Annotated in this window: 26 protein-coding genes and 1 pseudogene; 12 read left to right on the forward strand and 15 right to left on the reverse strand. The window is 64.3% G+C overall.

Features of this window, described 5'->3' with window-relative positions; all coding sequences use genetic code 11:
* Nucleotides 1-4: 4 nt before the first annotated feature.
* From ABE093_RS04970 to ABE093_RS04980, 3 genes are read right to left on the reverse strand one after another with little or no spacing between them, the layout of a single operon-like run.
* On the reverse strand, nucleotides 5-1171 hold the full coding sequence (locus tag ABE093_RS04970; RefSeq protein ID WP_430759727.1) for an ABC transporter permease: 1167 nt from the start codon (nucleotides 1169-1171) through the stop codon (nucleotides 5-7).
* 14 nt (nucleotides 1172-1185) lie between these two features.
* Nucleotides 1186-1878, reverse strand: a complete 693-nt coding sequence (locus tag ABE093_RS04975) for an ABC transporter ATP-binding protein (RefSeq protein WP_430759728.1) — start codon at nucleotides 1876-1878, stop codon at nucleotides 1186-1188.
* 54 nt (nucleotides 1879-1932) lie between these two features.
* Nucleotides 1933-3183 carry an efflux RND transporter periplasmic adaptor subunit gene (locus tag ABE093_RS04980; protein WP_430759729.1) on the reverse strand — a complete coding sequence of 417 codons (1251 nt, stop codon included), beginning with the start codon at nucleotides 3181-3183 and terminating at the stop codon, nucleotides 1933-1935.
* A gap of 186 nt (nucleotides 3184-3369) precedes the next feature.
* Between ABE093_RS04980 and ABE093_RS04985 the strand changes: the two genes are divergently transcribed.
* From ABE093_RS04985 to ABE093_RS05005, 5 genes are read left to right on the forward strand one after another with little or no spacing between them, the layout of a single operon-like run.
* A complete protein-coding gene (locus tag ABE093_RS04985) occupies nucleotides 3370-4305 on the forward strand; it encodes an ATP-binding cassette domain-containing protein (protein ID WP_430759730.1) in 936 nt (311 codons plus the stop codon).
* On the forward strand, nucleotides 4305-5072 hold the full coding sequence (locus ABE093_RS04990) for an ABC transporter permease (RefSeq protein WP_430759731.1): 768 nt from the start codon (nucleotides 4305-4307) through the stop codon (nucleotides 5070-5072). Before ABE093_RS04985 ends, ABE093_RS04990 begins: the two co-directional genes overlap by 1 nt.
* A gap of 29 nt (nucleotides 5073-5101) precedes the next feature.
* Nucleotides 5102-6226 carry a sensor histidine kinase gene (locus ABE093_RS04995; protein ID WP_430759732.1) on the forward strand — a complete coding sequence of 375 codons (1125 nt, stop codon included), beginning with the start codon at nucleotides 5102-5104 and terminating at the stop codon, nucleotides 6224-6226.
* Nucleotides 6223-6840 (forward strand): response regulator, encoded by a 618-nt coding sequence (locus ABE093_RS05000; RefSeq protein ID WP_430759733.1) that lies wholly within the window; start codon nucleotides 6223-6225, stop codon nucleotides 6838-6840. The genes ABE093_RS04995 and ABE093_RS05000 overlap by 4 nt, the downstream gene beginning before the upstream one ends.
* Entirely contained in the window at nucleotides 6837-7640 is an 804-nt protein-coding gene (locus ABE093_RS05005) for a hypothetical protein (RefSeq protein ID WP_430759734.1), read from the forward strand. The genes ABE093_RS05000 and ABE093_RS05005 overlap by 4 nt, the downstream gene beginning before the upstream one ends.
* Here the strand turns inward: ABE093_RS05005 and ABE093_RS05010 are convergent.
* Genes ABE093_RS05010 through ABE093_RS05045 form a run of 8 tightly spaced genes read right to left on the reverse strand, consistent with a single transcriptional unit; the run spans nucleotide 7635 to nucleotide 13983 of the window.
* On the reverse strand, nucleotides 7635-9035 hold the full coding sequence (locus ABE093_RS05010) for a leucyl aminopeptidase family protein (RefSeq protein WP_430759735.1): 1401 nt from the start codon (nucleotides 9033-9035) through the stop codon (nucleotides 7635-7637). The genes ABE093_RS05005 and ABE093_RS05010 overlap by 6 nt on opposite strands.
* A gap of 6 nt (nucleotides 9036-9041) precedes the next feature.
* Entirely contained in the window at nucleotides 9042-9752 is a 711-nt protein-coding gene (locus tag ABE093_RS05015; RefSeq protein WP_430759736.1) for an HAD family hydrolase, read from the reverse strand.
* A gap of 44 nt (nucleotides 9753-9796) precedes the next feature.
* A complete protein-coding gene (locus ABE093_RS05020) occupies nucleotides 9797-10912 on the reverse strand; it encodes an AI-2E family transporter (protein WP_430759737.1) in 1116 nt (371 codons plus the stop codon).
* A gap of 8 nt (nucleotides 10913-10920) precedes the next feature.
* Nucleotides 10921-11313, reverse strand: coding sequence for a hypothetical protein (locus tag ABE093_RS05025; RefSeq protein ID WP_430759738.1), 393 nt, complete (start codon nucleotides 11311-11313; stop codon nucleotides 10921-10923).
* Nucleotides 11310-11789: a phage holin family protein gene (locus ABE093_RS05030; protein ID WP_430759739.1), complete on the reverse strand. Its 480-nt coding sequence runs from the start codon at nucleotides 11787-11789 to the stop codon at nucleotides 11310-11312. Before ABE093_RS05030 ends, ABE093_RS05025 begins: the two co-directional genes overlap by 4 nt.
* Nucleotides 11790-11799: 10 nt before the next feature.
* Nucleotides 11800-12171, reverse strand: coding sequence for a hypothetical protein (locus tag ABE093_RS05035; protein WP_430760090.1), 372 nt, complete (start codon nucleotides 12169-12171; stop codon nucleotides 11800-11802).
* A gap of 7 nt (nucleotides 12172-12178) precedes the next feature.
* Nucleotides 12179-12592 carry a hypothetical protein gene (locus tag ABE093_RS05040; RefSeq protein WP_430759740.1) on the reverse strand — a complete coding sequence of 138 codons (414 nt, stop codon included), beginning with the start codon at nucleotides 12590-12592 and terminating at the stop codon, nucleotides 12179-12181.
* A gap of 8 nt (nucleotides 12593-12600) precedes the next feature.
* Entirely contained in the window at nucleotides 12601-13983 is a 1383-nt protein-coding gene (locus ABE093_RS05045; protein ID WP_430759741.1) for a trypsin-like peptidase domain-containing protein, read from the reverse strand.
* 346 nt (nucleotides 13984-14329) lie between these two features.
* Between ABE093_RS05045 and ABE093_RS05050 the strand changes: the two genes are divergently transcribed.
* The 4 genes and pseudogenes from ABE093_RS05050 to ABE093_RS05065 form a co-directional block, all read left to right on the forward strand.
* Entirely contained in the window at nucleotides 14330-16486 is a 2157-nt protein-coding gene (locus ABE093_RS05050; RefSeq protein WP_430759742.1) for an adenosylcobalamin-dependent ribonucleoside-diphosphate reductase, read from the forward strand.
* A 3-nt stretch (nucleotides 16487-16489) separates the two neighbouring features.
* Nucleotides 16490-17263, forward strand: a complete 774-nt coding sequence (locus tag ABE093_RS05055) for an NrdJb (protein WP_430759743.1) — start codon at nucleotides 16490-16492, stop codon at nucleotides 17261-17263.
* A 176-nt stretch (nucleotides 17264-17439) separates the two neighbouring features.
* Complete coding sequence (locus tag ABE093_RS05060; RefSeq protein WP_430760091.1) at nucleotides 17440-17871, forward strand: hypothetical protein; 432 nt, start codon at nucleotides 17440-17442, stop codon at nucleotides 17869-17871.
* Between the two features lie 11 nt (nucleotides 17872-17882).
* A pseudogene (locus ABE093_RS05065) lies at nucleotides 17883-18038 on the forward strand (HupB); the annotation flags it as partial.
* Nucleotides 18039-18092: 54 nt separating this feature from the next.
* Here the strand turns inward: ABE093_RS05065 and ABE093_RS05070 are convergent.
* Nucleotides 18093-18677 carry a GIY-YIG nuclease family protein gene (locus ABE093_RS05070; RefSeq protein ID WP_430759744.1) on the reverse strand — a complete coding sequence of 195 codons (585 nt, stop codon included), beginning with the start codon at nucleotides 18675-18677 and terminating at the stop codon, nucleotides 18093-18095.
* Between the two features lie 74 nt (nucleotides 18678-18751).
* Between ABE093_RS05070 and ABE093_RS05075 the strand changes: the two genes are divergently transcribed.
* Together ABE093_RS05075 and ABE093_RS05080 are read left to right on the forward strand one after the other, a co-directional pair.
* Nucleotides 18752-19642 (forward strand): pseudouridine synthase, encoded by an 891-nt coding sequence (locus ABE093_RS05075; protein ID WP_430759745.1) that lies wholly within the window; start codon nucleotides 18752-18754, stop codon nucleotides 19640-19642.
* The gene (locus ABE093_RS05080; RefSeq protein ID WP_430759746.1) at nucleotides 19639-20124 is read left to right on the forward strand and encodes a GNAT family N-acetyltransferase; all 486 of its coding nucleotides are present in this window, start codon (nucleotides 19639-19641) and stop codon (nucleotides 20122-20124) included. Before ABE093_RS05075 ends, ABE093_RS05080 begins: the two co-directional genes overlap by 4 nt.
* 9 nt (nucleotides 20125-20133) lie before the next feature.
* Here the strand turns inward: ABE093_RS05080 and ABE093_RS05085 are convergent, their stop codons facing one another.
* Nucleotides 20134-20823, reverse strand: a complete 690-nt coding sequence (locus ABE093_RS05085; RefSeq protein WP_430759747.1) for an alpha/beta hydrolase — start codon at nucleotides 20821-20823, stop codon at nucleotides 20134-20136.
* Nucleotides 20824-20904: 81 nt separating this feature from the next.
* Between ABE093_RS05085 and ABE093_RS05090 the strand changes: the two genes are divergently transcribed.
* The gene (locus tag ABE093_RS05090; RefSeq protein WP_430759748.1) at nucleotides 20905-21825 is read left to right on the forward strand and encodes an AraC family transcriptional regulator; all 921 of its coding nucleotides are present in this window, start codon (nucleotides 20905-20907) and stop codon (nucleotides 21823-21825) included.
* A gap of 14 nt (nucleotides 21826-21839) precedes the next feature.
* Here ABE093_RS05090 and gnd read toward each other — a convergent pair whose 3' ends face one another.
* Together gnd and ABE093_RS05100 are read right to left on the reverse strand one after the other, a co-directional pair.
* Nucleotides 21840-22856: a phosphogluconate dehydrogenase (NAD(+)-dependent, decarboxylating) gene (gnd, locus tag ABE093_RS05095; protein WP_430759749.1), complete on the reverse strand. Its 1017-nt coding sequence runs from the start codon at nucleotides 22854-22856 to the stop codon at nucleotides 21840-21842.
* A gap of 52 nt (nucleotides 22857-22908) precedes the next feature.
* Nucleotides 22909-24075 carry an acyltransferase family protein gene (locus ABE093_RS05100; protein WP_430759750.1) on the reverse strand — a complete coding sequence of 389 codons (1167 nt, stop codon included), beginning with the start codon at nucleotides 24073-24075 and terminating at the stop codon, nucleotides 22909-22911.
* Between the last annotated feature and the right edge of the window lie 99 nt (nucleotides 24076-24174).

Below are 24174 nucleotides of genomic sequence, written 5' to 3' on the forward strand. Positions count from 1 at the left end.
CCGATCAGCGCCCGGAAAGGGCATCGACGATGTTGAGGCGCATGGCGCGGATGGCCGGCAGCGCGCCGACGACGAGACCGATGACGACCATCAACGCAAGACCGAGCGACCAACTTGCGACTCCGATCGGCGGAAGACCGATCGTGCCGCCTGATCCGGCACTGAGAATCGGCCCGAGCACGGCGGCAAGCCCCAGTCCGCAGACACCACCGAGCAGCACCAGCAGCACCGATTCCGCCAACACCAGGCCGAGCACCGTGCGATCGCGAAAGCCAATCGTCTTGAGCACCGCCAGTTCCGGAATGCGTTCGCGCACCGCCTGCGCCATGGTGTTGCCGGTCAACAGGATCAAGGTGAAGAACACCGCGCCCATGATCGAAGTGACGATCAGACCGATGTCGGCGGTCTGTTTCATCCACGACGCCATCGCCGCGGCTTCGGTCTGGGTCTTGGTTTCGTTCGGCGAATTCATCGACAAGGCATCGACCGCCTTGGCGACACGATCGGCCTGCTTGGGATCGTTCACCAACTCGACGTACCAGCCGGCGGCGCCCTGGTTGTACGGCGTCGATTCGTCGAAATACTTCCATTGCAGCATGAACATCTGGTCGTACCAGCCGGCCGTCTTCTTGTCCTTGGCGTGCAACACGCCAACAATGTCGAACTGCCAGTTCTTGCTGCCGTCGCGATTGGGGAAGATCGTCGAGATCAGCGGCACGCGCTGCCCGACCTTCCAGCCGAAACGCTTCATCAATCCCTCGCCGACCAGTGCGCCGGTACGGGTATTGTTGAAGGTCTCACGCTGCTTGGGATCGACCTGGATCTCGGGATAGACATCCAAATAGTTGGGCGCGACCGCGAAGCTGAAGATCTGGTTGCGCGGTTCCTGGTAAGCGCCGCCGAACCAGTTGGCGTAGGTGACGGTCTTGACGCCGTCCACTTGCGCGATGCGCGCCTGTAGCGACATCGGCAGCGACTGGATGAAGGACAGGCGCGAACCGGTCTGCAGGCGTTCGGCGCCGATCGCGCTCTTGCCGGCGTTGATGAAGCTCTCGCGCACGCCGTTGAGCAGGCCGAACAACAGGAAGGCCGCGAGGATCGACAGGATCGTCAATATCGTGCGCGTCTTGCGGCGGAAGAGTTCCGCCCAGATGAGGTGGAGATATTTCATCGCCGTGGCTCCGGTCAGGCCGCGTGCGCGACTTGTTCCACCAGCACGCCCTTGTCGAGATGCAGGGTGTGGGTGGCGTATTCGGCGGCCTTGGGATCGTGGGTCACCATCACGATGGTCTTGCCGTGCTGGCGATTGAGTGTCTGCAGCAGGTTGAGGATTTCCTCGGCCGAATGGCGGTCGAGGTCGCCGGTCGGTTCGTCGCAGATCAGCAGGGTCGGGTCGGACACGATGGCGCGCGCGATCGCCACGCGCTGCTGCTGGCCGCCCGAGAGTTCGTTCGGGCGATGCTTCATGCGATCGTCGAGGCCGACCAGCTTCAATGCGATCTCGGCGTTCTGCTTGCGCTGCGCCGCGCTCAGATTGGTGAGCAGCAACGGCAGCTCGACGTTCTTCTGCGCGGTGAGCATCGGCATCAGGTTGTAGAACTGGAAGACGAAGCCGACGTGGTCGCTGCGCCACTGCGCGAGTTGCCCGCCACCCATGCGGTCGATGCGGGTGCCGCCGACGCTGATCTCGCCCGAGGTCGGGGTGTCGAGTCCGCCGATCAGGTTGAGCAGGGTCGATTTGCCCGAACCCGACGGTCCCATCAGGGCGACGAAATCGCCCGGCGCGATGTCGAGGTCGATGCCGTGCAGCACTTCGACCTTCTCGGGCCCGCGCTGATAGGTCTTGGTGAGATTGCGGGTCGATACCAATGCAGTCATGTCATTGCTCCCAGGGATTCGATTCGGCACTTCGGTTTTGGCGCGATGCGCCGGTCATTCGCTTTTCGCGGCAGCGTCCTTCACCTTGCTGCCGTCCTTCAATTCGGCCGGTGGTTGCACCACCACCGTGTCGCCGGCGGATGCGCCCGCGACCACCTGTTTCGCGTCATTGCCGACCTTTCCGGCGACGGTGACCTCGTGCATCGCCACCTTGCCGCCATCGCCAACCACGAATACCACATCCTTGCCATCACGCTGCACGATCGCGGCCGTCGGCACCTTCACGCCCTTGGGGGCGGGCTGGTCCGCGGGGCGCGCTTTTTCTAGGAAGCTCACGCTCACGCCCATGTCGGGCACGATGCGGTCGTCCTTCTTGTCGAGTGCGACGCGCACCTTCACCGTCGCCTTGCCGCGATCGGCGGTCGGGATGATCGCGATCACGTGCGCCGGGATCTTCCAGTCGGGATAGGCGTTGAGCGTGGCCTCGACCGGCATGCCCGGTTGCACGCGGCCGATGTAGGCCTCGCCGACATCGACTTCCACTTCCAGGGAATCCATGTCGACGATGGTGCCGATGCCGGTACGGGTGAACCCGCCGCCCGCCGAGAACGGCGAGACGATTTCGCCCGGCTGCGCCGCCTTGGCGATCACCACGCCATCGAACGGCGCGCGAATGATGGTGTTGTCGACGCCGGTGCCGGCGATCGCGAGCTGCGCATGCGCGGCCTTGGTGCTGGCGTTGGCCGATGCCAGCTGCGCGCGCAGGCTGTCGCGCTGCGCCACCGCCTGCGTGTACTGCGCCTGTGAGACCAATTTCTGTTGCATCAACGGGACCAATCGCTTGACGTTGGCTTCGGCGTCGGTCAGTTGCGCCTGCAGGCTGCCGGCCTGGCTTTCCGTCGCGTGCGCCTGCGCGACCGCGAGCGCCCGCGCTTCGTCGGCATCGATCGGATCGAGGGTGGCGATGATCTGCCCCGCCACGACATGCTGGCCCTCCTGGATGCGCACATCGTGCAGTTTCCCGGTGACCTTGGCCGACACCGTCGCGATGCGTCGCGCCACGACATACCCGGTGGCATCGAGCACCGAGGCCGCCTGGTTGCCGGAGCCGCCCATCGCCGCGACCGTTGCGGTCTGCACTTCGGTGACGCGGCTGCGCGCGATGAGCATCCAGCCGACGACCGCGAGAATCGCAAGCACCACCAGGACTGCAAGCGTGATCCACAACCAGCGCAACGAGCGCTTGGGTGGCGGCGCGGAACGATCAATGCGCAATTGTGACAACAGGTCGGCGTTCGTATTCATGCAGTGCGGGCGTTCTGACGTTTGGCGGAGTGTGCCCGTCCCGGGGACCCCGGTCGAGTGCCATGCCACATTAAGGTTGGTCGGCGCCGGTGTCAGGTGACGGTTGTCATGTCGATCGGCTGACGCCTGCGACTCCATTCCGGCGGCGCCGAATCGCACAGTGGGCCACCCCAAGAGGATGCCTGCATGGATATGCCCACCCGCCCGCTTTCAACGGGCACGATCGCCCGACTCGATGGCGCCCGCAAGCACTACGACTCGGTCGTGGCCCTTGATGGCCTCGACCTCGACATCCACCGCGGCGAAGTGCTGGCGCTGCTCGGCGCGAACGGCGCCGGCAAGACCACCGCGATCTCGCTGCTGCTCGGCCTTGCCGCGCCGACGCGGGGCGAAGCGCAGTTGTTCGGACAATCGCCGCAGGAGATCGCGGCGCGCCAGCGCATCGGCGTGATGCTGCAGACCGCGAGCCTGCCCGACAACAACACGGTGCAGGAATTGCTCGAACTCACCCGCAGCTATTACGCGGCGCCGCGTGACTTCGACGAATGCGTGCGCATGGCCGGGCTGCAAGACCTGCTCAAGCGCCGCTACGCGAAGCTCTCCGGCGGCCAGCAGCGCCGCGTGCAATTCGCGCTGGCGATCTGCGGCAATCCCGAACTGATCTTCCTCGACGAACCGACCACCGGCCTCGACATCGAATCGCGCGAAACCCTGTGGGCCGCCATCCGTAATCTCGTCGCGCAGGGCACCGCCGTCCTCCTCACCACCCACTACCTGGAAGAAGCGCAGGCGCTCGCCGACCGCGTGGTGGTGGTGCGCAACGGTCGCGAGGTCGCGCAGGGCACCGTCGACGACATTCGCGCACTCGTGAGCGGCCAGCGCATCCGTTGCCGCAGCCTGGTCTCGCAGGAACAGCTCGCGGCATGGCCCGGCGTGCGCGAGGCCAGCGTCATCGACGGCCGCGTCGAATTGCAGGTGGAAGATGCGGCTGCGGTGCTGCGCTGGCTGTTGTCGATCGATCCCACCCTCAGCGAACTGGAAGTCACCCGCGCCGGACTGGCCGACGCCTTCCTCGCCCTCACCCGCGACGCCCCTACCCACGACGTCCAGGAGACCCACTGATGTCCGCCTTCGACATTCCTGCTTCGCAGCCGTCGCGCCTGCGCATCCACGCGCTGGAAACCCGCAACGAATTCCTGCGACTGTTGCGCGCGCCGATGTTCGTGTTCCCGACCATCGGGTTCCCGATGCTGTTCTACGTGATGTTCGGCCTGCTGATGAACCACGGCAACGCCCAGGGCGCGACCTATCTCTACGTCAGCTACGGCGTGTTCGGCACGCTGGGCATTTCCCTGTTCGGTTTCGGATTGACGGTGGCGAACGAACGGGCGCTCGGCCATCTGCAATACAAGCGCGCACTGCCGATGCCGCCTTCCGCCTATCTGGTCGCCAAGCTCGGCATGGCGATGCTGTTCGCGGCGGTCGTCAGCATCGGGCTGTTGTTGCTGGCGGTCACCCTCGGCGGCGTGCGCCTGCACGTGGGGCAATACGCGGAACTGATGCTGATCAACATCCTCGGCGTGTTGCCGATGGGTTCGCTCGGGCTCTTCCTCGGCACGCGTCTTCCCGCCAATGGCGCACCGGCGGCGGTCAACCTGATCTACCTGCCGATGTCGTTGCTGTCCGGCCTGTGGATGCCGCTGTCGGCGATGCCACCGATCGTGTCCAAGATCGCGATGGCGCTGCCGTCCTGGCACCTGGTGCAGCTGTCGCTGAAAGTGGTGGGCTATGATTCCGGCTACCCGGTGTGGCAGCACATCGCAGCACTGGCGATGTTCGCGCTGGTGTTCTTCCTGCTCGCACAGCGCCGCCTGCGCAACAACGGCTGAGGGTCGCAATCTTGCAAGCATTACGCGCCATGTTCACCCCCGCCCCGGACTCGCTGGTCGCGCGTGACCTGGCGCGCGGCCACCCGGTGTGGAGCCATGCCATCCAGCTGCTGTGGTCGTCATGGGTCTTCATCATCCCGATCTTCGATGACCACGGCTATACCCTCCGCTGGGTGTGGCTGACACTCGTCAGCTATTCGTTGTTCCTGTTCTTCTACGCCAAGTGCTGCACCGGATCGCCGCGCGTGGCGGGGTGGTACGCCACGGCGATGCTGGTGATGAGCCTGGTGCTGATGCCGTGGTACCCCAGCGGCATGACCTATTTCGTGTTCGGCTGCATCATGCTGAGCTGCGGCCTGTTGCGACCGATCCACTATGCCCTGGGCCTGCTGTTCGCCAACCTCGTCTGCATCGGCGAAGGACGCTGGCTGCACTATCCGTGGGGCGCGCTGGCCTGGCTGCCGATCACCACCATCATCATCGGCATCCTGGTGCAGTTCGAACGCAGCAACGCGCGCAAGAACGCAGAGCTGGCGCTATCGCATGCCGAAGTGCGGCGCATGGCCGCCTTCGCCGAACGCGAGCGCATCGGCCGCGACCTCCACGACCTGCTCGGCCACACCTTGTCGATGGTCGCGCTCAAAGCCGATCTCGCCGGCAAGCTGATCGATCGCGATCCGCAAGGCGCGCAGCGCGAGATGGCGGAAGTCGCGCGCATCGCCCGCGACACGCTGTCGGAAGTGCGCGCCACCGTCACCAACATGCGCAACGCGGTACTGACCGCGGAACTGGCCTCGGCCAAGGTGCTGCTGCACGCCGACAACATCCTGCTCGCGACCCAGATCGACGAGATCCTGCTCAAGCCCGACGCGGAATCGGCGCTGGCGATGAGCCTGCGCGAAGCCATCACCAACGTGCAACGACATGCGGGGGCCCGTTACGTGGAAGTGCGCCTGCAACGCGACGGCAAGGGCGTGGCGATGGAAATCCGCGATGATGGCCGCGGCGGCGAATTGCGCGCCGGCAACGGGCTCACCGGCATGCGCGAACGCCTGGAAGCGCACGGCGGCTCATTGGAATTGCTCGCAAACGGCGAGCGCAGCGATCGCGGCACCACGCTGGTCGCGCGCCTGCCCGCGAGGTGCCTGGCATGACCACGCCCAACAAGATCCGCGTCCTGATCGCCGAAGACCAGGCCATGGTGCGCGGCGCGTTGGCGGCGCTGCTGCGGCTGGAGAACGACATCGACGTGGTCGGCGACGCCGCCGATGGCGAAATCGCCTGGCGCGAACTGCAGCGCCTCAAGCCCGACCTGCTGCTCACCGACATCGAAATGCCGGGGCTGTCCGGACTCGATCTCGCGCAACGCATCCAGCGCCATGAGTTGCCGATCAAGGTCGCGATCGTCACCACCTTCGGCCGCGCCGGCTTCCTGCGCCGCGCGCTGGATGCCGGCGTCACCGGATACCTGTTGAAAGACGCGCCCGCCGAACAACTCGCAGAAGCGCTGCGACAGGTGCATCGCGGCGGCCGCGCCATCGACCCGCAACTGGCGATGGCGGCGTGGACCGAACCCGATCCGCTCAACGATCGCGAACGCCAGGTGCTGCGCCTCGCCGGCGACGGCCTGTCGAGCAACGAAATCGCCGGCCGGCTCAATCTCTCGCAGGGCACGGTGCGCAACTACCTGTCGGAAATCATCGGCAAGCTTGGCGTCGGCAACCGCATCGAAGCGGCGCGACTCGCGCGCCAGAAAGGCTGGCTGTGAACACGCGCGGTTTCGACTGGCTGACCGTCATCGCACTCGCTGCGCTGGCCTATGTCACCGGAACTGCGCTGCACGAACATCTCGGACACGCGGCCAGTTGCGTCGCGCTCGGCAGCGACGTCAAGAAATTCGGCGCGTTCTACGTCGAATGCAACGATCCGCGCCTGAGCGCGCTGGGCGTGAAGTTGGTGGCGCTGGCCGGTCCAGTCGTGAGCCTGCTCACCGGACTGGTCTGCGCACGATTGCTGCCGGTCGCCCGTGCCCCGCTGGCGCGGTTGTTCACCTGGATGCTGGCCAGCATCGGCCTGATGACCGCTTTCGGCTACATGATGTTCTCGGGCGTCGCCGGCATTGGCGATCTTGGCGTCGGCAACGATGGCCTGCTGCACGATGTGGCGATGCCGTGGCTGTGGCGCGTGCTGATGGCAGGCGTCGGTTACTTCTTCTACGACCGCAGCGTGGTCTGGAGCATGCGCACGCTGGCCGGCATCGTCGGCGGGCATGAAGAACGCCCACGACGCGTGCAACGCATCGCCCTGCTCACCTATCTCGCCGGCGCGGTCACCTGCATCACCATCGGCCTGTTCAATCCCGAAGGCATCGTCATCGTCCTCACTTCCGCCGCGGCCGCGAGTCTTGGCGGAACCTCCGGCTTCGCCTGGGGCCCGTCGCGCACGCGCGTCGGCGCCGGCGATTCCGATGCCGTGACATTCCCGCGCAGCTGGGCATGGATCGCCGCCAGCATCGTGGTGGTGCTGGCCTACGCGATCGTGTTCGGCCCGACGATCACGAACTCATGACTGCGGGCTGACCACTTTCGCGTTCTTCAGCATCGCGAACGCGGCACGCAAGCCCTGCGCTTCGCCGCCGGCGGGACGGCCGGGACGATCGCTGTCGTTCCAGGAATAGACGTCGACATGCGCCCAGCGCTGTTCTACCGGCACGAATTTCTGCAGGAACAGGGCCGCGGTGACGCTGCCGGCCATCGTCGTCGAACTGCCGTTGGCGATATCGGCGATCCCGCTGACGAGATAGCGCAGATAGGGCTGCCACAACGGCATCCGCCACAGCGGGTCGCGCTGCTCGCCGCCGGATTGCAGCCATGCGGCCGCGACGACTTCATCGTTGGCATACAGCGCCGGAAGGTCGGGACCGAGCGCGACACGCGCGGCACCGGTCAAGGTGGCGAAATCGATCACCAGTGAAGGCTTGAGTTCCGCGGCGCGCGTCAACGCATCGGCCAATACCAGGCGGCCTTCGGCATCGGTATTGTCGATCTCGACGCTGACGCCCTTGCGGGTGGAAATGATCTCGCCCGGACGCAGCGCATTCGGGCCGACCGCATTCTCCACCGCCGGCACCAGCAAGGTGATGCGCAGCGGCGTCTTGCGCTGCATCAGCAACTCGGCGAGCGCGATCGCGTGCGCGGCACCGCCCATGTCCTTCTTCATGTTGCGCATGCCGGGGCCGGCCTTGAGATTGAGGCCGCCGGTATCGAAGCACACGCCCTTGCCGACGATCGCCAGGTGCGGCGCGTTGGCATCGCCCCAGTTCAATTCGATGATGCGCGGGGCGCGATGCGAAGCGCGTCCAACCGCGTGGATCGCCGGGTAGTTGTCGGAGATCAGGGCATCGCCTGCGTGCACGTCGATGCTGGCGCCGTGTTTCGCGGCGATTTCGCGGGCGATCGCCTCGATCTCGTCCGGCCCCATGTGTTCGGTCGGCGTGTGCACCATGTCGCGCACGCGACAACAGGCCGCGAACACGTCGGCGACTTCGGCATCGGGATGCGCCAGCAGCAATCGCGCCGGTTCACGCAAGGCCGCCTTGTAGCGATCGAAGCGATAGGCACCGAGGCTCCAGCCCAGCTGCAAGGCTGCGCGCCGCGCATCGTTGACCATGTCCTGCGGAGCCCAGTCGCCCACCGGCAACGCCAGCGGCCCATGCGAATACGAATACGCATCGAGCGGATCGCCGATGGCGAGAATCGCACCGCCAAGGCCATCGATGCCTGGCAGCAACAACACACTGCCCGCATTCGCGGTGTATGCCTGCGTTTCGATCCAGCGCACGACGTCCGCGGGCTGCGTGGCCAGCCACGCCGGGAAAGCATCGGCGGTCAGGCACCACAGCGGCCTGGCGTTGTCGGAATGGGTGACGATGGCTGCTCTATTCGGGCTCGATCGATCGGTCATGGCGATTCAGCGGTTACGGTCTGCGTGGTGTGTGTCCAGCCAGTCGGCGCAGGCGGACAAGGTGGTGAACGTCGTATCGGGTGCGCGCAAATCCGCCGGCCACATCGCGTCGATGCGGTTGATCCACGCGGTCTGCAATCCCGCCGATTGCGCGCCGATCACGTCGAGTTCGATGTCGTCGCCGACGTGCAGCGTCTGTTGCGGCGACGCGTCCAACAGCTCGCAGGCGTGATGGAAGATCGCCGGATCGGGCTTGCCGGCGCCGAATTCGCGCGCGGTCACCACGCCCCGGAACAGATGGGCGATGCCGATGCGTTCGAGATCGGCATTGCCGTTGGTCAACGCGATGATCGGGAAACGCGCGGCGATGCGTTGCAGCGCCTCGATCGCATCGTCGTAGAACTCGACGCGATTGCGCTCCTCGTAAAAAGCATCATAGGCAGGACCGGCCAAGGTCAGGTCGCCGCCGCTCTCGCGCAATGCATGCTCGATGCCGCGCTGGCGCAGCGTGCTGGCGTCGTGCGCCAGTTCGGGATGGCGCGCCATCAGCTGCTGGCGCAACGCGCGCATCGCCGGGATCGGGAACATCGCCGCCGTGGGCGGGCTGTGGCGTTCGAACCAGGCGTGGAGCACGCGTTCGATGCGTTCGCCGATCGGCGGGAACGGCCACAGGGTATCGTCGAGGTCGAGGGTGATCGCGGAGATCGGACTTGCCATCCGCATAGTCTAGGGCCGAACGCGCCCGGACTCACTCGCCGGGCTCATTCCATCAACCGCGCCCAGCCCTCCATGCCATCGAGTTTCGACAGTACGATCTTGAGGCAGACCAGCAGCGGCACCGCCAGCAGCAGGCCGACGATCCCCCAGGCCCAGCCGAACACCATCAGCGCGATCATCAGCAGCAGCGGCGAGATCGCCATGCGCTTGCCCAGCACCACCGGGGTGATGATCTGCCCTTCCAGCGTATGCAGGCCCAGATAGATGGCGCCGGGGATCAGCGCGTGGGCGAGATCGGGTTCGGTGACGATGCCCATCACCAGCATCACCACCACGCCGATCAGCGGCCCGACGATCGGCGCGTAGTTCAGCACCATCGCCATGGTGCCCCACAAGAGCGCGCTCTGCAGGTCGATGCCGGCGATGGCATACAGGCAGCCGGCGATCGCCAGTCCCAGCGCGATATTGATCAGGCTGATGGTGAGCACGTAGCGCGACACTTCCTGCTCGATCGATTGCAGGATCTCCATGGTCACGCGCTTCTTGCGCCAGCTCGGCACCAGTTCGAGCGAATGCTTCTGCAGCGTCTCGCCGAAGATCATGAAGAACAGCGTCAGCAGCACCACCGCCAGCAACTGCGCGACCAGATGCGGCGCGAACTTCGCGACCCGCGTCATCGGGTCGGAGCTGTCGGCCGCGATCACCTGCACCTGCTTCGGCGCATTCGGCGTCGCCGTGACCTTGGCCAGGCTTTCGGCCATGCGGTTGGCTTCCTGCACCGGCTTGATCAACGCACGCAGCTTCGGCGTCACTTTCGTCACCTGCTGCGGCAAGGTGCGTGCCCAGTCCATCGCCGGCTGCGCGACCTGGCCTGCCAGCGCCACCGCGAGCACGATGCCGCCGAACACCACCACGATCGCCGACAGCACGCGCGGAACATGCAGGCGTCCGAGCAGGCGGATGATCGGATTGCCGATCAACGCGAAGAACAGCGCCAGCAGGATCGGCAGCACGATTTCCTGCGTCGCCCACAACACCACCGCCACCATCAGCGTGGCGATCACGATCGCCGCTTTCGAGGACCGCGGTCGCGGCGGTCGTTCCGCGCCTTCGTCCGTCACCTCAAGGTGCGCGGATTCCTCTCCGTCTGCGTCGTCCATCGGCGGATTCACCATGCACCCGATCGCCGCAGCGCCTCGTATGCACGGACAGGCTCTTCGTCTTCCGCAACCACACCGCCGACATCGGCCGCCTCCGCGACCTGTTGCACCTGGTCAACGGCATCTCCCGCGACCTCCGCAACTTCACCCGCCTGATCGACTGCGAACAGTCCACTGACGGCACTGACGAGATTGATGAAGCCGCTGCCGGTTGCCGTCGGCAATTCACCGCGACCGACCACGAATCCGCTGGCGATGCCGGCGACCACGATGCGTCCGGGCGTCCACGCGTCACGCCAGGTCTGGCGCAACTGCTGCCAGTGATCCGTGACCTTGCGGGTGCTGGCGTCGAGCGCCAGTTCCGCGCGCTTCACCCGCTGGATGCTCTCGTCGAAACTCATGATCGTGTCGCCTCGTCGCCGTCGGCAACGTCCTCGTTGTCGCCGTCTCCATCGCCAATGCCGAGCTGCGCCAGCTGCCGGCGCGTCGCCTTCATCCGCGTGTGTTCGAAATAGCTGATCGCGCGCCAGCCGGCCCATGCCGTCACCGCGACATTGGCGAGCGCGACCACCGACAACGCCAGCGGCCACGACCATTGCATCGCCGCGCCCAATACCGCGACCAGCGCCGCCATCAGCAGCAACCATGCCGAGACGCCAAACACGATCGCCACCGCGGTGAATGCCAGCGCGCGACCGAGCGCACTGCGTGCCAGCGCGATATCGGCAGCGACCAGCGCGCGCAGCGCTTCGCCGACGTGCTTCGCCGCGGCGAAACCGGATCGTCCCGCCGCACCGACATCGCGGAAGGCACCGAGAAGATCGCCCGGAGCTCCAGGCGTCTCCGGATCGCGCTCCGGCCCGGACTCTTCCGTCACGGGGAGCGGCTTAGGTGTCGCTGTTGCCGGAGGAACGGGCGAGCTTGGCGATCACCCAGCCTGCGGCGAAGGCGATGCCGAACGCGGTGAGCGGACGTTCGCGGATCAGTTCCGCCGCGGAATCCATCATGTCGCGGCTCTTGCCCATCAGCGCATCCATCTGTTCCTTGGCGGCGGCGCCCATCTGTTCGGCAGCGGCCTTGCCGGACTGCGCGCCATCCGCGAGTTCCGACTTCATGTTGGCGCGTCCGAGCTTGAACTCCTCGCCCGCTGCGGCTGCCGCGCTCTTCATGCTGTCGCCGGCATGGATCGCCGCCTGCTTCAGGTGGCCACCGGCATCGCTGAGGTTTTCTTTCATCGTCGACATGCTGTTCTCCTGTATGGATGGATCAGGCGTGGCCGCGATGCAGGCAGCGCAGGTACTTGCCACCGGCGTCGCGCGCCGCATCCGCATCGGTGATGACAGGGCGCTTCACCGCGGCCGAACAGACGGCACTCCGCTGTTCCAGCTTCGGGCACAAGCGTCCATGACGATCCGGACGTTTGCAATTGTCGCTAAGGCGACCGTTGATCTGCGTGATGAAGTCGGCTTTGTTCATCGGGAAGCGCATTCCCGTGAAGATGCCGTCGCGCGAACCCACGGCTTTCTTCCTGGCCGTCGCGGCATTCGCCGGCGTCGGCGCTTGGGTTGCTGGCGCGGTGGCTGCGGCCTGCGGCGGCGGCGTGGCGGCTGGCGCGTCCTGTTTCTGGCAACCGGCGATGAATGCCAGGCCGAGGATCAATACGGGAAATGCTTTTGTCATCATGACTGTCATCGAATCACTATCGACCCAACGCGTTCATCGCGCAGGACACGGAATACAAGTTGTTGCGGTTGCGTGCGGAAACTCGCACGGAAACTGGTGAGATCGTTGAAGCGGCCATTGGTTCCCTCCAGAAGCACGTCGCCTTGGCTCAATCCGGAACGCGCGGCGCGGCTGTTGGCTGACACCGACGCCACCAGCACGCCATTCAAGCCCTGACGACGATAACTCTCCGGCAGCTCGGCGAATGTGACGCCAGCCAGGCGTGGATCGAGGCTGGCCCCATCACCCGACTGCTGGCGCAGCGCCACGTTGAGCGTCGCCGCCTTGCCCGCGCGCAGGATGTCGAGCTTGGCCGAACTCGCGCCGACCTGCAGGCCTTCCAGGTTGTGGAAGTCGTCCATGCTGGAAACGCGCTGGCCATTCACCGCGGTGATCACGTCGCCGACCAGCAGCCCCGAGGCCTTGTCGTAGACATTGGTCACGCGCGCGCCCACCGGCGAATTCGAGTCGGTGGTGGCGACGCCGAGCGTGCCGCGCCTGACCATGCCCTTGTTGGTCAGCAGCTGGCGCATCACCGTCGAGGCCAGGTTGGACGGAATGGCGAAGCCGAGGCCGATGTTGCCGGCCATCGATCCGCCCGGATTGAAGCTGGCGGTATTGATGCCGACCAGTTGCCCGTTGAGATCGACCAGCGCGCCCCCGGAATTGCCGGGATTGATCGAGGCGTCGGTCTGGATGAAGTTCTGGTAGCCGAGGCCAGGCAGGTTGTTGCGGCCGAGCGCCGAGACGATCCCCGAGGTCACGGTCTGGCCGACGCCGAAGGGGTTGCCGACCGCGACCACGAAGTCGCCGACGCGCAGGCGATCGCTGTTGGCGATCGGCAGCGCGTTGAGGTTCTGCGCCGGGATCTGCATCAGCGCGATATCGGTATCGGCATCGGAACCGCGGAAGACCGCCTTCAGGGTTCGGCCGTCCGACAACGTCACCGAGACATCGTCGGCGCCTTCGATCACGTGGTGGTTGGTGAGGACGAGGCCCTGCTGGGCATCGACGATCACCCCCGATCCCAGCGACTCCAGCACGCGTTCCTCGGGAATGCCGAACAGGCGGCGATAGACCGGGTCGTCGCCGAACGGGGTGTTCACCCGCTGGCGCTGCTTGCTGTGGACGCTGACCACCGCCGGCAGGACCTTCTGCAGCATCGGCGCCAGCGAAGGCACCGTCTGCCCGGCCACCGCCGAGGGCAGCGTGGCCGCTGTCGGCAGGGCCAGGGTGGGCGGCGTATGGGCATCCGCCGGGGTGGTCACGGCCTCGCGCAGGGCGGTCGCGGCGAAGCCGCCGAAGGCCGCGGCAGCCGCCAGGACGAGGATGAGCGGGGTCTTGCGCATGGGTGTGTCCGGACTCCTGACACCGTGTTATCGCCAGCCGACCGTGGCTGGCACATGAATGGTACGCAGCCTTGGCGTTTCAGGGGAGCTGCGACGCATCGGCGGCCGGATGCTGCGTCGCAAAAAATGATGAATACGAGGAAATCCCGGTCTTCCGATTGAAACATTCTTCGCGCTTGACAGTCCTTCAGGCTGGCTTTAGTTTTTCCACCCGTTCCACAACATCTTGTGGTCGGGGGAGATGGAAGACCCAAATCTGGGGTTCTCATCTATATATATAGAGGACTCGCGGCCGCCACGCCTGGCGCTGTCGGGTCCATACTGGACTTGAGGAGACACACGCCGCATGAGCACCGCGCCCCGCCTGGAAGCCGTTCGCATCGCCGCCCCCGAAGGGGATATCCCGATGCAGCCGGCATCGCTCGACATCTGGGACAAGAAGTACAGGTTGAAGACCAAGCAGGGCGAAGCGATCGATGCCGACATCGACGCCACCTACCTGCGCGTGGCCAAGGCCCTGGCGGAAGCCGAACCGAATGTCGAACAGCGTCCGTTCTGGACCGACCGCTTCCTGTGGGCGCTGCGCCGCGGCGCGATCCCGGCCGGCCGCATCACGTCCAATGCCGGCGCGCAGGCCCACAAGCCCGCCACCAGCACCATCAACTGCACCGTCTCCGGCACCATCCCGGATTCGATGGACGGCATCCTCGAGCGCGTCCACGAGGCCGGCCTGACGCTGAAGGCCGGTTGCGGGATCGGCTACGAATTCTCGACGCTGCGTCCCAAGGGCGCCTTCGTCGCCGGCGCCGGTGCCTACACCTCGGGCCCGATGTCCTTCATGGATATCTACGACAAGATGTGCTTCACCGTGTCCTCGGCCGGTGGCCGCCGCGGCGCGCAGATGGGCACCTTCGACGTCAGCCATCCCGACGCCCGCGACTTCATCCGCGCCAAGCGCGAAGACGGTCGCCTGCGCCAGTTCAACCTCTCGTTGCTGATCACCGACGGTTTCATGCAGGCGGTCGAAGCCGACGGCCAGTGGCCGCTGGTGTTCCCGCTGTCGCACAAGGAACTCGGCGAAGTGAACGTCGAGGACCCCAATCAGGTGGTGTGGCGCGACTGGCCGAACCACGAAGGCTATGTCACCCGCGACGACGGCCTGGTCGCCTGCCGCGTCTACGGCCAGGTCCGTGCCCGCCATCTGTGGGACATGATCATGGCGTCCACCTATGACTATGCCGAACCGGGCTTCATCCTGATCGACAAGGTCAACGAGATGAACAACAACTGGTGGTGCGAGAACATCCGCGCGACCAATCCCTGCGGCGAACAGCCGCTGCCGGCCTACGGCGCCTGCCTGCTCGGCTCGGTCAACCTGACCAAGTTCGTACGCCAGCCCTTCACCGACGAAGCCAGCTTCGACTGGGCCGAATACAAGGAAGTGGTGCGCGTCTTCACCCGCATGCTCGACAACGTGGTGGAAGTGAACGGCCTGCCCTTGCAGAAGCAGCGTGACGAGATCATGCGCAAGCGCCGCCACGGCATGGGCTTCCTCGGCCTTGGCAGCACCGTGACCATGCTCAAGATGAAGTACGGCTCGAAGGAGTCGTGCGAATTCACCGAACGCATCGCCCGCGAAATGGCGATCGCCGGCTGGGAAGTCGCGGTGGACCTGGCGAAGGAAAAAGGCCCGGCGCCGATCATGGACGAGCGCTTCGAAGTCACCGCCGAGATGCTGCGCAAGCGTCCGGAGATGGCGAAGGACGGCTGGCGCATCGGCCAGGAAATCGAAGGCAAGGTGCTGCACGCGCGTTACTCGCGCTACATGCAGCGCATCGCCGAAGTCGCGCCCGAACTCGTCGACGAACTCGCCGACGTCGGCGCGCGCTTCACCCACCACAGCTCGATCGCGCCGACCGGCACCATCAGCCTGTCGCTGGCCAACAACGCCAGCAACGGCATCGAACCGTCGTTCGCCCACCACTACAGCCGCAACGTGATCCGCGAAGGCAAGAAGTCGAAGGAAAAGGTCGACGTCTATTCCTTCGAACTGCTGGCCTACCGCGAACGCATCAACGCCGACGCGATGCCGTTCTCCGACGACCCCAAGGCCGCGCTGCCGGACTACTTCATCGCCGCCGACGACATCACGCCGAAGGAACACGTCGACGTGCAGGCCGCCGCGCAGAAGTGGGTGGACAGCTCGATCTCCAAGACCGCGAACGTCCCGACGGATTATCCGTACGAGGACTTCAAGGACATCTACCGCTACGCCTACCAGCAAGGGCTGAAGGGCTGCACCACCTTCCGCTTCAACCCGGCCGCCTTCCAGGGCGTGCTGGTGAAGGAGAAGGACCTCGAGAACACCACCTACCGCTTCGAACTCGAAGACGGCAGCATGATCGAGGTGAAGGGCAACGAGGAAATCGAATACGACGGCGAAACCCACACCGCCGCCAACCTGTTCGATGCACTGAAAGAAGGCTACTACGGGAAGTTCTGAATCATGGCTGTCAAGATCGACCAGAAAATCAAGGGCTACAACGTCGTCACGCCGGAAGACAAGGCACGCGACGCCGCGCCCGCGCAGTCCGGCGGCAGCATCAGCCGCGAGAAGGCCGAAGCGGAATTGCCGATGGCCGACGTGATCCAGATGCACGAGAAGATCGAGCGTCCGGAAATCCTGATCGGCAGCACCTACAAGATCAAATCGCCGCTGGTGGAACACGCGATGTACGTGACCATCAACGACATCGTGCTCAATGCCGGCACCGAACACGAACTGCGTCGTCCGTTCGAGGTCTTCATCAACTCGAAGTCGATGGAACACTTCCAGTGGATCGTCGCGCTGACCCGCATCATGTCGGCGGTGTTCCGCAAGGGTGGCGACGTCACCTTCCTGGTCGACGAGATGAAGGCGGTGTTCGATCCCAAGGGCGGTTACTACAAGGCCGGTGGCGTCTACATGCCGTCGCTGGTGGCCGAACTCGGCAGTATTGTCGAGGACCACCTCAAGACCATCGGCATGATGCACGACCCGGACATGGACGAGCACCAGCGCGCGCTGATCGCCGAAAAGCGTCGCGCCTACGAGCAGGGCTCAAAAAAAAACGCTGATGCCAGCCCGGTCGTCGTGATCGAGGAAGACATCGCCGTCACCGGCGAAGGCACCAGCTTCCCGCCCAGCGCCACCATGTGCCACAAGTGCAACAACAAGGCCATCGTGATCATGGATGGCTGCGCAACCTGCCTGAACTGCGGATACAGCAAGTGCGGGTGACGGGTTGAGAAATTCGAGCAATAGAAAACGGGACCGAAAGGTCCCGTTTCTATTGGTGTCACGACAATTGAATTGTTGAACGGATGACAACTATCAAATTCGTCACACGGATATCACTGCACATTACTCCGCACAGGCTAGCGTCGATGCGTCCCAAAGGAGGACGCATCATGAAAATCATAAAATCATCACTGCTCGTTCTGGCGATGGCGATTGCCGCGCCATCCTTCGCAAGCGCCGAAGGAATCGACTGCAAGCTGCACTACAGACTCGATGGCTGGTCCATGGTGTATTCGTCCGCGACCGGCAGCGGAACCGTCGACTGCTCCAACAAGAAATCGATGCCGGTCAGGATTTCCGCCAAGGCGCTGGGCGCCAGCATCGGCAAATGGCAGATCGACAAGGGCACCGGGCGTTTTACCGATGTCCAGAACATCAATGACGTCCTGGGCACCTATGCCAAGGCCGAAGTCAACGCAGGGCTTGCCAAGTCCGGCTCCCTGCAGGTGCTGACCAAGGGCAATGTTTCGCTGGCGCTGGCCGGCAAGGGTGAAGGCGTGAACCTGGGAGTCGAAGTCGGCGGCTTCACGATCGAAAAGATCCACTAGGAGGAACCGACATGCCACGCGGAGACAAATCGAGTTATACCGACAAACAAAAACGCCAGGCCAAGCACATCGAACATAGCGAGGAACGCGCAGGAAAGAGCAAGGAGACCGCCGAGCGAATCGCCTGGGCAACCGTCAACAAGCAGGATGGCGGCGGCAAGAAAGCCAAGCATCACTAGCCGCGCAGTTCGACCAAGGGCTCACATTCGTGGGCCCTTTGGTTACGGGCATCCAGATGCCCTCAAACGCCATTCCGCTTGAAGGGCGTCGAAGCCTTCGTGGAAAGCGTCGCTGCCAAATGCGCGATGGGCATCCACGAGATTTCCAAGCGCAGCCATCTGGGAAGCACTCAATTGCCCGGCCTGGAAATCACTGACCGCCTGATGCAACAAGGCATTGGTGCTCCCCGCCATTTCATGCATCGATTCGGTCAGGAACTCCCTCGCCGATGACCGCACGAAATATCCTTCCAGCTCCCGATCAAAAACGAACCGCCGGGCCAGTTCATAAGCACCGCGATGCCACTCCCTCTGCCCGCCTGCCTGCACGCGTATCGCCAGGGGTACCGGGCAGTTGAATTCGACAAGCTCTCGCCTCAGGCGTGTTTCCAGTGCCTGTGCATCCTTGCGGGATTCCGTCTCCAGCAACATCGCACGATCGATATCAAACTCTTCGAACCAGCGGGAATGGAATGCCGACCAGCGTGCCAGGGGATCATGCGTAAGCCCGACCTTCAGCAGGTCTTCGGGACCGGCCAAGGGCAATATGTAGACGAATGCCCGTCCGCGATATGGGGTCGTTATCATCACGCGAAGTATGTGGCAATCAACAGAGCGCCACCACGAAACCACATCCTGTGCCACGGGCACGCTTCTTTACCATGCGCAAACGCCCTCCCGCCATCGACGGCCTCGCCGCAAGCACGCTGCAGTTGCCACCCGGAGCGTGGTCAACGGTGCTCGATTGCCTGTGCGAGCGTTTTCCGTCGGTGTCGCGCGCGCAATGGCTGGAACGCATGGCCCGCGAACGCGTGATCGATGGCGAAGGACGATGCCTGACGCCGGAAACGCCGTATCGGGTCGGGCTCGAGGTCCATTACTACCGCGAAGTTCCCGACGAAGCGCCGATTCCGTTCGATGAAGTCGTGCTGCATGAAGACCCGGACCTGTTGGTCGCGGACAAGCCGCATTTCCTCCCGGTCGTGCCTGCCGGCCCGCATGTCCATGAAACCCTGCTCGGCCGCTTGATTCGCCGCACTGGGAACCACGACCTGGCGCCGCTGCACCGGATCGACCGCGAGACCGCCGGACTGGTGCTGTTCTCCACCAGTCCACGCAGCCGTGCACGCTACCAGGCGTTGTTCCGCGAACGACACATCCACAAGAGCTATGAGGCGCTCGCCCCGGCATTGCCCGGCATCGAGTTTCCGTGCATTCGCAAGAGCCGCATCCTCGCCGGCGAACCGTTCTTCCGCATGCAGGAGATCGAAGGCCCGGCGAACAGCGAAACCCGCATCGAGGTCATCGAGCGCGGCGACGGGCACTGGCGCTACGCATTGACACCCATCACCGGGCGCAAGCACCAGCTGCGCGTGCACATGGCGGCGCTGGGCGCGCCGATCGCCAACGATGGCGTATATCCGTTACTGCGCCATCGCGGAGCAGGCGACTATTCGGCGCCCCTGCAATTGCTCGCCAGGCGCCTCGATTTCATCGATCCCGTCAGCGGCGCCGAGCGCAGTTTCTCCAGTGGCTTTATCCTGTCGCCATGAACAATGCCCTGACCATCCGCGAGTACAGCGAAGCGCTGGCGCCACATTTCCACGACATCAACGCCGAATGGATCAGCTCGATGTTCCGGCTCGAGGACACCGATCGCGAAGTGCTCGAAAACCCGGGGAAGAAGATCATCGAGCCGGGCGGCGTCATCCTCTTCGTCGAACACGAAACACTGGGCATCGTCGGCGCCTGCGCCCTGCAGAAGACCGGCGCGTCCAGCTACGAACTCACGAAGATGGGCGTGCGGGAATCGGTGCGCGGCCAGAAGGCCGGCGAATTCCTGCTGTCCGCCATCATCGAGCGCGCGGAATCACTGAAGGCCGATCCCCTGTACCTGCTCACGAACTCGAAGTGCGCGCCGGCCATCCATCTCTACGAGAAACTCGGCTTCGTGCACGATGCGCAGATCATGGAACAGTACGGCGCCCGTTACGAGCGCTGCGACGTGGCGATGCGGTATCGAGCCACGTCGTAGCCCCGCGACTCAGGCCGTCGCTTTCGCCGCCTCGTCGATCAACGCCGCGATCTCCGCTGGGTGCGATGCCAGCGAGGCATGGCTGGACTCCAGGGTGATGGTCTTGCGCGGATTCATGCGCGCCGACATCCGCTGCTGGTTTTCCGGCGCGATCATCCGGTCCTGGCTGGAGATCTGGTACCAGCACGGCTTGTGCTTCCACGCCGGATCGCTGATGTTGTCGCCAAAGGTGGAACCCAGCGGCGCCTTTTGCGTCACCGCCATCACCAGTCCTTCGTCGGCGGTGAGGTCCTGGCAGAAGCTTTCGTGGAACTTGTCGGGGATGACCCACAGATAGCCATCACTGTCCGGGGCGATATTGGCAACGGCCGCCGGCGGATGCTGCTGGGTAATGCCGCCGGGGCTTTCGCCGGCATCGGGCGCGAATGCCGCGATGTAGACCAGTGCGGCGACGTTCGGCAGGTTGCCGGCCTCGGTAATGACCGCGCCACCATAGGAATGACCCACCAATACGACGGGACCGTTGATCTGCGCGACCATCTTGCGGGTACGCTCGACGTCATCGGCCAGCGAGGTCAGCGGATTCTCCACTGCGTGCAGGTCGTTGTAACCCAGGCGCTTCAATTCGACGATCGCCTTGGCCCAATGGGCGGCACCGCCCCAGAAGCCATGGACCAGAACCACTGCGGGCTTGCTCATCGCTCACTCCTGCTTGAAGGGACGTGGCGGGAACTGTACAACCGCTTCATGACGCCGGATTGACCCAAACACCGGATTGCCATGCCGAAACGCCAGAACAGGGAAGAGGTCCAGGTGATGCACGATGCCGACGTGTTCTTCGACATCTTCGAGTCCGCGCGGATTCGCGGCGGCAACACCACCAGCCGTGCATTGCATGCCGGTCAATTGCTGGAATTTCCGCACGCCTCGCCGCGCTTTCATTTCGTCGAACACGCACCATGCCGCCTGCATATCGCGGGCGAACGTCGTGGCATCGTGCTTGAACCCGGAGACCTGGTGCTTCTGCCGCAAGGCGGCTCGCATCGGTTGGAATGCACAGGCAATGACATTGCGCGACCGCAGGTGACCACCTGCGAGTTCCGTTTCGAAGGCGCTGGTGGAATATTGCTGGCGAATGCCCTGCCCGCACTGCTGCATGTCGCGAATGCGGCAGAGCCGCCTGCGGCCTTCCCGGATACGCCGAAAGAATGGCTGTCCGTGACGTTGGCAGCGATCCGGCGGGAAGCCGACCAGCCGTGGCTGGGCAGTTCGGTGATGCTGTCGCGACTGGTGGATCTGCTGTTCGTGTGGTCGCTGCGACACTGGCTGGTGACTGCATCGCCGCAAGCCGGCGGCCTCGCCCGGGCACTGGATGACGCCGTGGTCGGTCGCGCGCTGGCACTGCTGCATGCGCAACCCGGGAAAGACTGGAACGTCGCCACATTGGCAAGCGAATTGAACCAGTCGCGCTCCGGCCTGTCGCAGCGTTTCGTCGAAACGCTGGGCGAACCCCCGATGCGTTACCTGACACGCTGGCGCATGCACCTGGCAGCGGACATGCTGACTTCCACGAAGTTGCGCATCTCGCAAATCGCACAGCGCGCGGGTTACGACTCCGAGCCCGCTTTCAGTCGCGCATTCAAACGGCAATTCGGCTCGGCGCCTACCGACCATCGCGCCGCATCGCGCAAGCATCGGTGAATGCCGATCGGTCATCACCCCGCAGGCTTTTCGACATGTCCGCCAAACTGGTAGCGCATCGCCGACAGCAGCTTGTCCGCGAAATCCGCATTGCCACGCGAACTGAAACGCTCGTAGAGCGCCGATGACAGGACATGCGCGGGCACGCCTTCATCAATGGCGGCCTTGACCGTCCAGCGCCCTTCCCCGGAATCCGAAACCCGACCGGCGAAATTCGACAACGCCGGATCCTTCATCAGCGCCGCCGCCGAGAGATCCAGCAGCCAGGACGTGACGACGCTCCCGCGGCGCCAGACTTCGGTGATGTCGGCCAGGTTCAGGTCGTAGCGATAGTGTTCGGGATCGCGTAGCGGCGTCGTCTCGGCATCGACCGTCCCGCTCGAATTGCCGATATTGGCGCCCTTGAGAATCGCCAGGCCTTCCGCATAGGCCGCCATCAAGCCGTACTCGATGCCGTTGTGCACCATCTTGACGAAGTGTCCGGCGCCACTGGGACCGCAATGCAGATACCCGTCCTCGGCGGTGCCGCCGACATGCTCGCGGCCTGCAGTGCGGGCGATATCGCCGCGCCCCGGTGCCAGCGTCGCGAAGATCGGATCGAGATGCTTCACCACGTCCGCCTCGCCGCCGATCATCAGGCAATAACCGCGCTCCAATCCCCAGACCCCGCCGCTGGTGCCGGCGTCGACATAGTGGATGCCTTGCGCCGCCAATGCATTGGCGCGACGGATGTCGTCGATGTAATAGGAGTTGCCGCCATCGATCAGGATGTCACCGGGCTCGAGAAGGGACAGCAGGTCGGCGATGGTCTCGTCGACCACGCCTGCCGGCACCATCAGCCAGATGGCGCGCGGCTTTGCCAATGCCTGCACGAATTCGCCCAACGATGCGGCGCCCGTCGCGCCTTCCTTGACGACCGTTTGCACCGCATCGGGAGACCTGTCGTATGCGACGCACTGGTGTCCGCCTGCCAAGAGACGACGCACCATGTTCGAACCCATCCGGCCAAGGCCGATCATTCCAAGCTGCATGCGCGCGCTCCTCGTGGGACCGCACCATCATGCCTGCAGCCCCGGAGCGAATCTACTGGACGTCCTCGCGTGCTCCCTGCGCAATCGGGATCGCAACGGGTTGGGGACGCGCGGATCGCAGCTTCATCCCGAAGACCAGGCGCGATACCGCGAACCTCCGTATGCATCCTTCGTAGAGGACCAGGCACGCGCCCATGCTGAGCACGAGGACGACGAAATACTTCGTCCACGGCGTCCAGGCGGTCTGGACGATGTAGTACCCGATCGCGACGATCACCGTCTGGTGCAGGATGTAGAACGGGTAGCTGGCTTCCCTCGCCCAGACCAGTAGTGGATTCGCGAATGACAGGTAGCGATATCCGTAGCCCAGGAACGCCATCATCGACAGCCAGGTGAAGATATTGGCCCCGACGGCATCGGCCACCGAGTCGTGCGCGACAACGCCGGTATTGAACATCGTGATCAACAGGACGATGGACGCGAGCCCTGCGAGCAGGGACCAGCGGCGGAACCCGGCCATCCATTTCCAGACGCCAGGCATGGACGCCAGCAGATATCCGTAGATCGTCAGCAGCAGATAGTGGTTGAAGATGTACCAGTCGTTGACGAAGTTATGCGTTTCCGGGAATACGGATTTCAGCAGCGCCTCGTTGATGCCGAGGGGAAGCCCGAGCAGGCATAGCCACGCCCCCGGCGCGATGTTCGGCCGGGCCCGCTTCCACCACAGCATCGCCGGCAGCAGCAACAGGACGTACACATAGAGATACAGGATGAACCACAGGTGATGCCAGCTGACATCACCTGTCGGATACGGGATGAACTGCAGCACGTGCGTCGCGTAGAAGTCCGCATAACCCCCGCTCCACTGTCCGCGCTGCAGTCGCTCGTAATAGATCTGCGGTGGCACCACCAGGAACATGCCGACCACCAACGGCAGCAGCAGCTTGACCGTGCGCTCCTTGAGGAATCGCACGACACTGCGCCGCTGCAATGCGAACCACATGCCCGCACCGGTGATGACGAACAGCAACGGCATGCGCAGCCGATGCGCGATATCCATCGGCCATTGCAAGGAGGGAATGGTCTGCTGGTTGACGACATGCCAACCCCAGCCGACGAAGATCATTCCCGTGTGGAAAAAGAACAGGACGAAAATCGCGATGACCCGCAACCAGTCCAGGAAGTCGTAGCGCTCCTTTCGTTCGTCGGCAACCTGCATGCTTCCCGTCTCCTGCTCCGGCAATGACCGGAAGCCTGGCCCAACAAGAGTCGGCAGCCAGCAGGTTTGTGACGGATGGAGTCCAGGCCGTGGCGAGTC

This window comes from Solilutibacter silvestris (assembly GCF_050574925.1).
Taxonomy (GTDB): domain Bacteria; phylum Pseudomonadota; class Gammaproteobacteria; order Xanthomonadales; family Xanthomonadaceae; genus Solilutibacter; species Solilutibacter silvestris_A.

Excerpts from the sequence above, each read along its gene's own strand:
- ABE093_RS05085 (WP_430759747.1), bottom strand. The coding sequence starts at position 20,823 with ATGAGCAAGCCCGCAGTGGTTCTGGTCCATGGCTTCTGGGGCGGTGCC.
- ABE093_RS05025 (WP_430759738.1), bottom strand. The coding sequence starts at position 11,313 with ATGAGTTTCGACGAGAGCATCCAGCGGGTGAAGCGCGCGGAACTGGCG.
- ABE093_RS05070 (WP_430759744.1), bottom strand. The coding sequence starts at position 18,677 with ATGATAACGACCCCATATCGCGGACGGGCATTCGTCTACATATTGCCC.
- ABE093_RS04975 (WP_430759728.1), bottom strand. The coding sequence starts at position 1,878 with ATGACTGCATTGGTATCGACCCGCAATCTCACCAAGACCTATCAGCGC.
- ABE093_RS04985 (WP_430759730.1), top strand. The coding sequence starts at position 3,370 with ATGGATATGCCCACCCGCCCGCTTTCAACGGGCACGATCGCCCGACTC.
- ABE093_RS05000 (WP_430759733.1), top strand. The coding sequence starts at position 6,223 with ATGACCACGCCCAACAAGATCCGCGTCCTGATCGCCGAAGACCAGGCC.
- ABE093_RS05100 (WP_430759750.1), bottom strand. The coding sequence starts at position 24,075 with ATGCAGGTTGCCGACGAACGAAAGGAGCGCTACGACTTCCTGGACTGG.
- ABE093_RS05080 (WP_430759746.1), top strand. The coding sequence starts at position 19,639 with ATGAACAATGCCCTGACCATCCGCGAGTACAGCGAAGCGCTGGCGCCA.
- gnd (WP_430759749.1), bottom strand. The coding sequence starts at position 22,856 with ATGCAGCTTGGAATGATCGGCCTTGGCCGGATGGGTTCGAACATGGTG.
- ABE093_RS05040 (WP_430759740.1), bottom strand. The coding sequence starts at position 12,592 with ATGACAAAAGCATTTCCCGTATTGATCCTCGGCCTGGCATTCATCGCC.
- ABE093_RS04970 (WP_430759727.1), bottom strand. The coding sequence starts at position 1,171 with ATGAAATATCTCCACCTCATCTGGGCGGAACTCTTCCGCCGCAAGACG.
- ABE093_RS05020 (WP_430759737.1), bottom strand. The coding sequence starts at position 10,912 with ATGGACGACGCAGACGGAGAGGAATCCGCGCACCTTGAGGTGACGGAC.
- ABE093_RS05010 (WP_430759735.1), bottom strand. The coding sequence starts at position 9,035 with ATGACCGATCGATCGAGCCCGAATAGAGCAGCCATCGTCACCCATTCC.
- ABE093_RS05050 (WP_430759742.1), top strand. The coding sequence starts at position 14,330 with ATGAGCACCGCGCCCCGCCTGGAAGCCGTTCGCATCGCCGCCCCCGAA.
- ABE093_RS05045 (WP_430759741.1), bottom strand. The coding sequence starts at position 13,983 with ATGCGCAAGACCCCGCTCATCCTCGTCCTGGCGGCTGCCGCGGCCTTC.
- ABE093_RS04995 (WP_430759732.1), top strand. The coding sequence starts at position 5,102 with ATGTTCACCCCCGCCCCGGACTCGCTGGTCGCGCGTGACCTGGCGCGC.
- ABE093_RS04980 (WP_430759729.1), bottom strand. The coding sequence starts at position 3,183 with ATGAATACGAACGCCGACCTGTTGTCACAATTGCGCATTGATCGTTCC.
- ABE093_RS05015 (WP_430759736.1), bottom strand. The coding sequence starts at position 9,752 with ATGGCAAGTCCGATCTCCGCGATCACCCTCGACCTCGACGATACCCTG.
- ABE093_RS05075 (WP_430759745.1), top strand. The coding sequence starts at position 18,752 with ATGCGCAAACGCCCTCCCGCCATCGACGGCCTCGCCGCAAGCACGCTG.
- ABE093_RS04990 (WP_430759731.1), top strand. The coding sequence starts at position 4,305 with ATGTCCGCCTTCGACATTCCTGCTTCGCAGCCGTCGCGCCTGCGCATC.
- ABE093_RS05055 (WP_430759743.1), top strand. The coding sequence starts at position 16,490 with ATGGCTGTCAAGATCGACCAGAAAATCAAGGGCTACAACGTCGTCACG.
- ABE093_RS05090 (WP_430759748.1), top strand. The coding sequence starts at position 20,905 with ATGCCGAAACGCCAGAACAGGGAAGAGGTCCAGGTGATGCACGATGCC.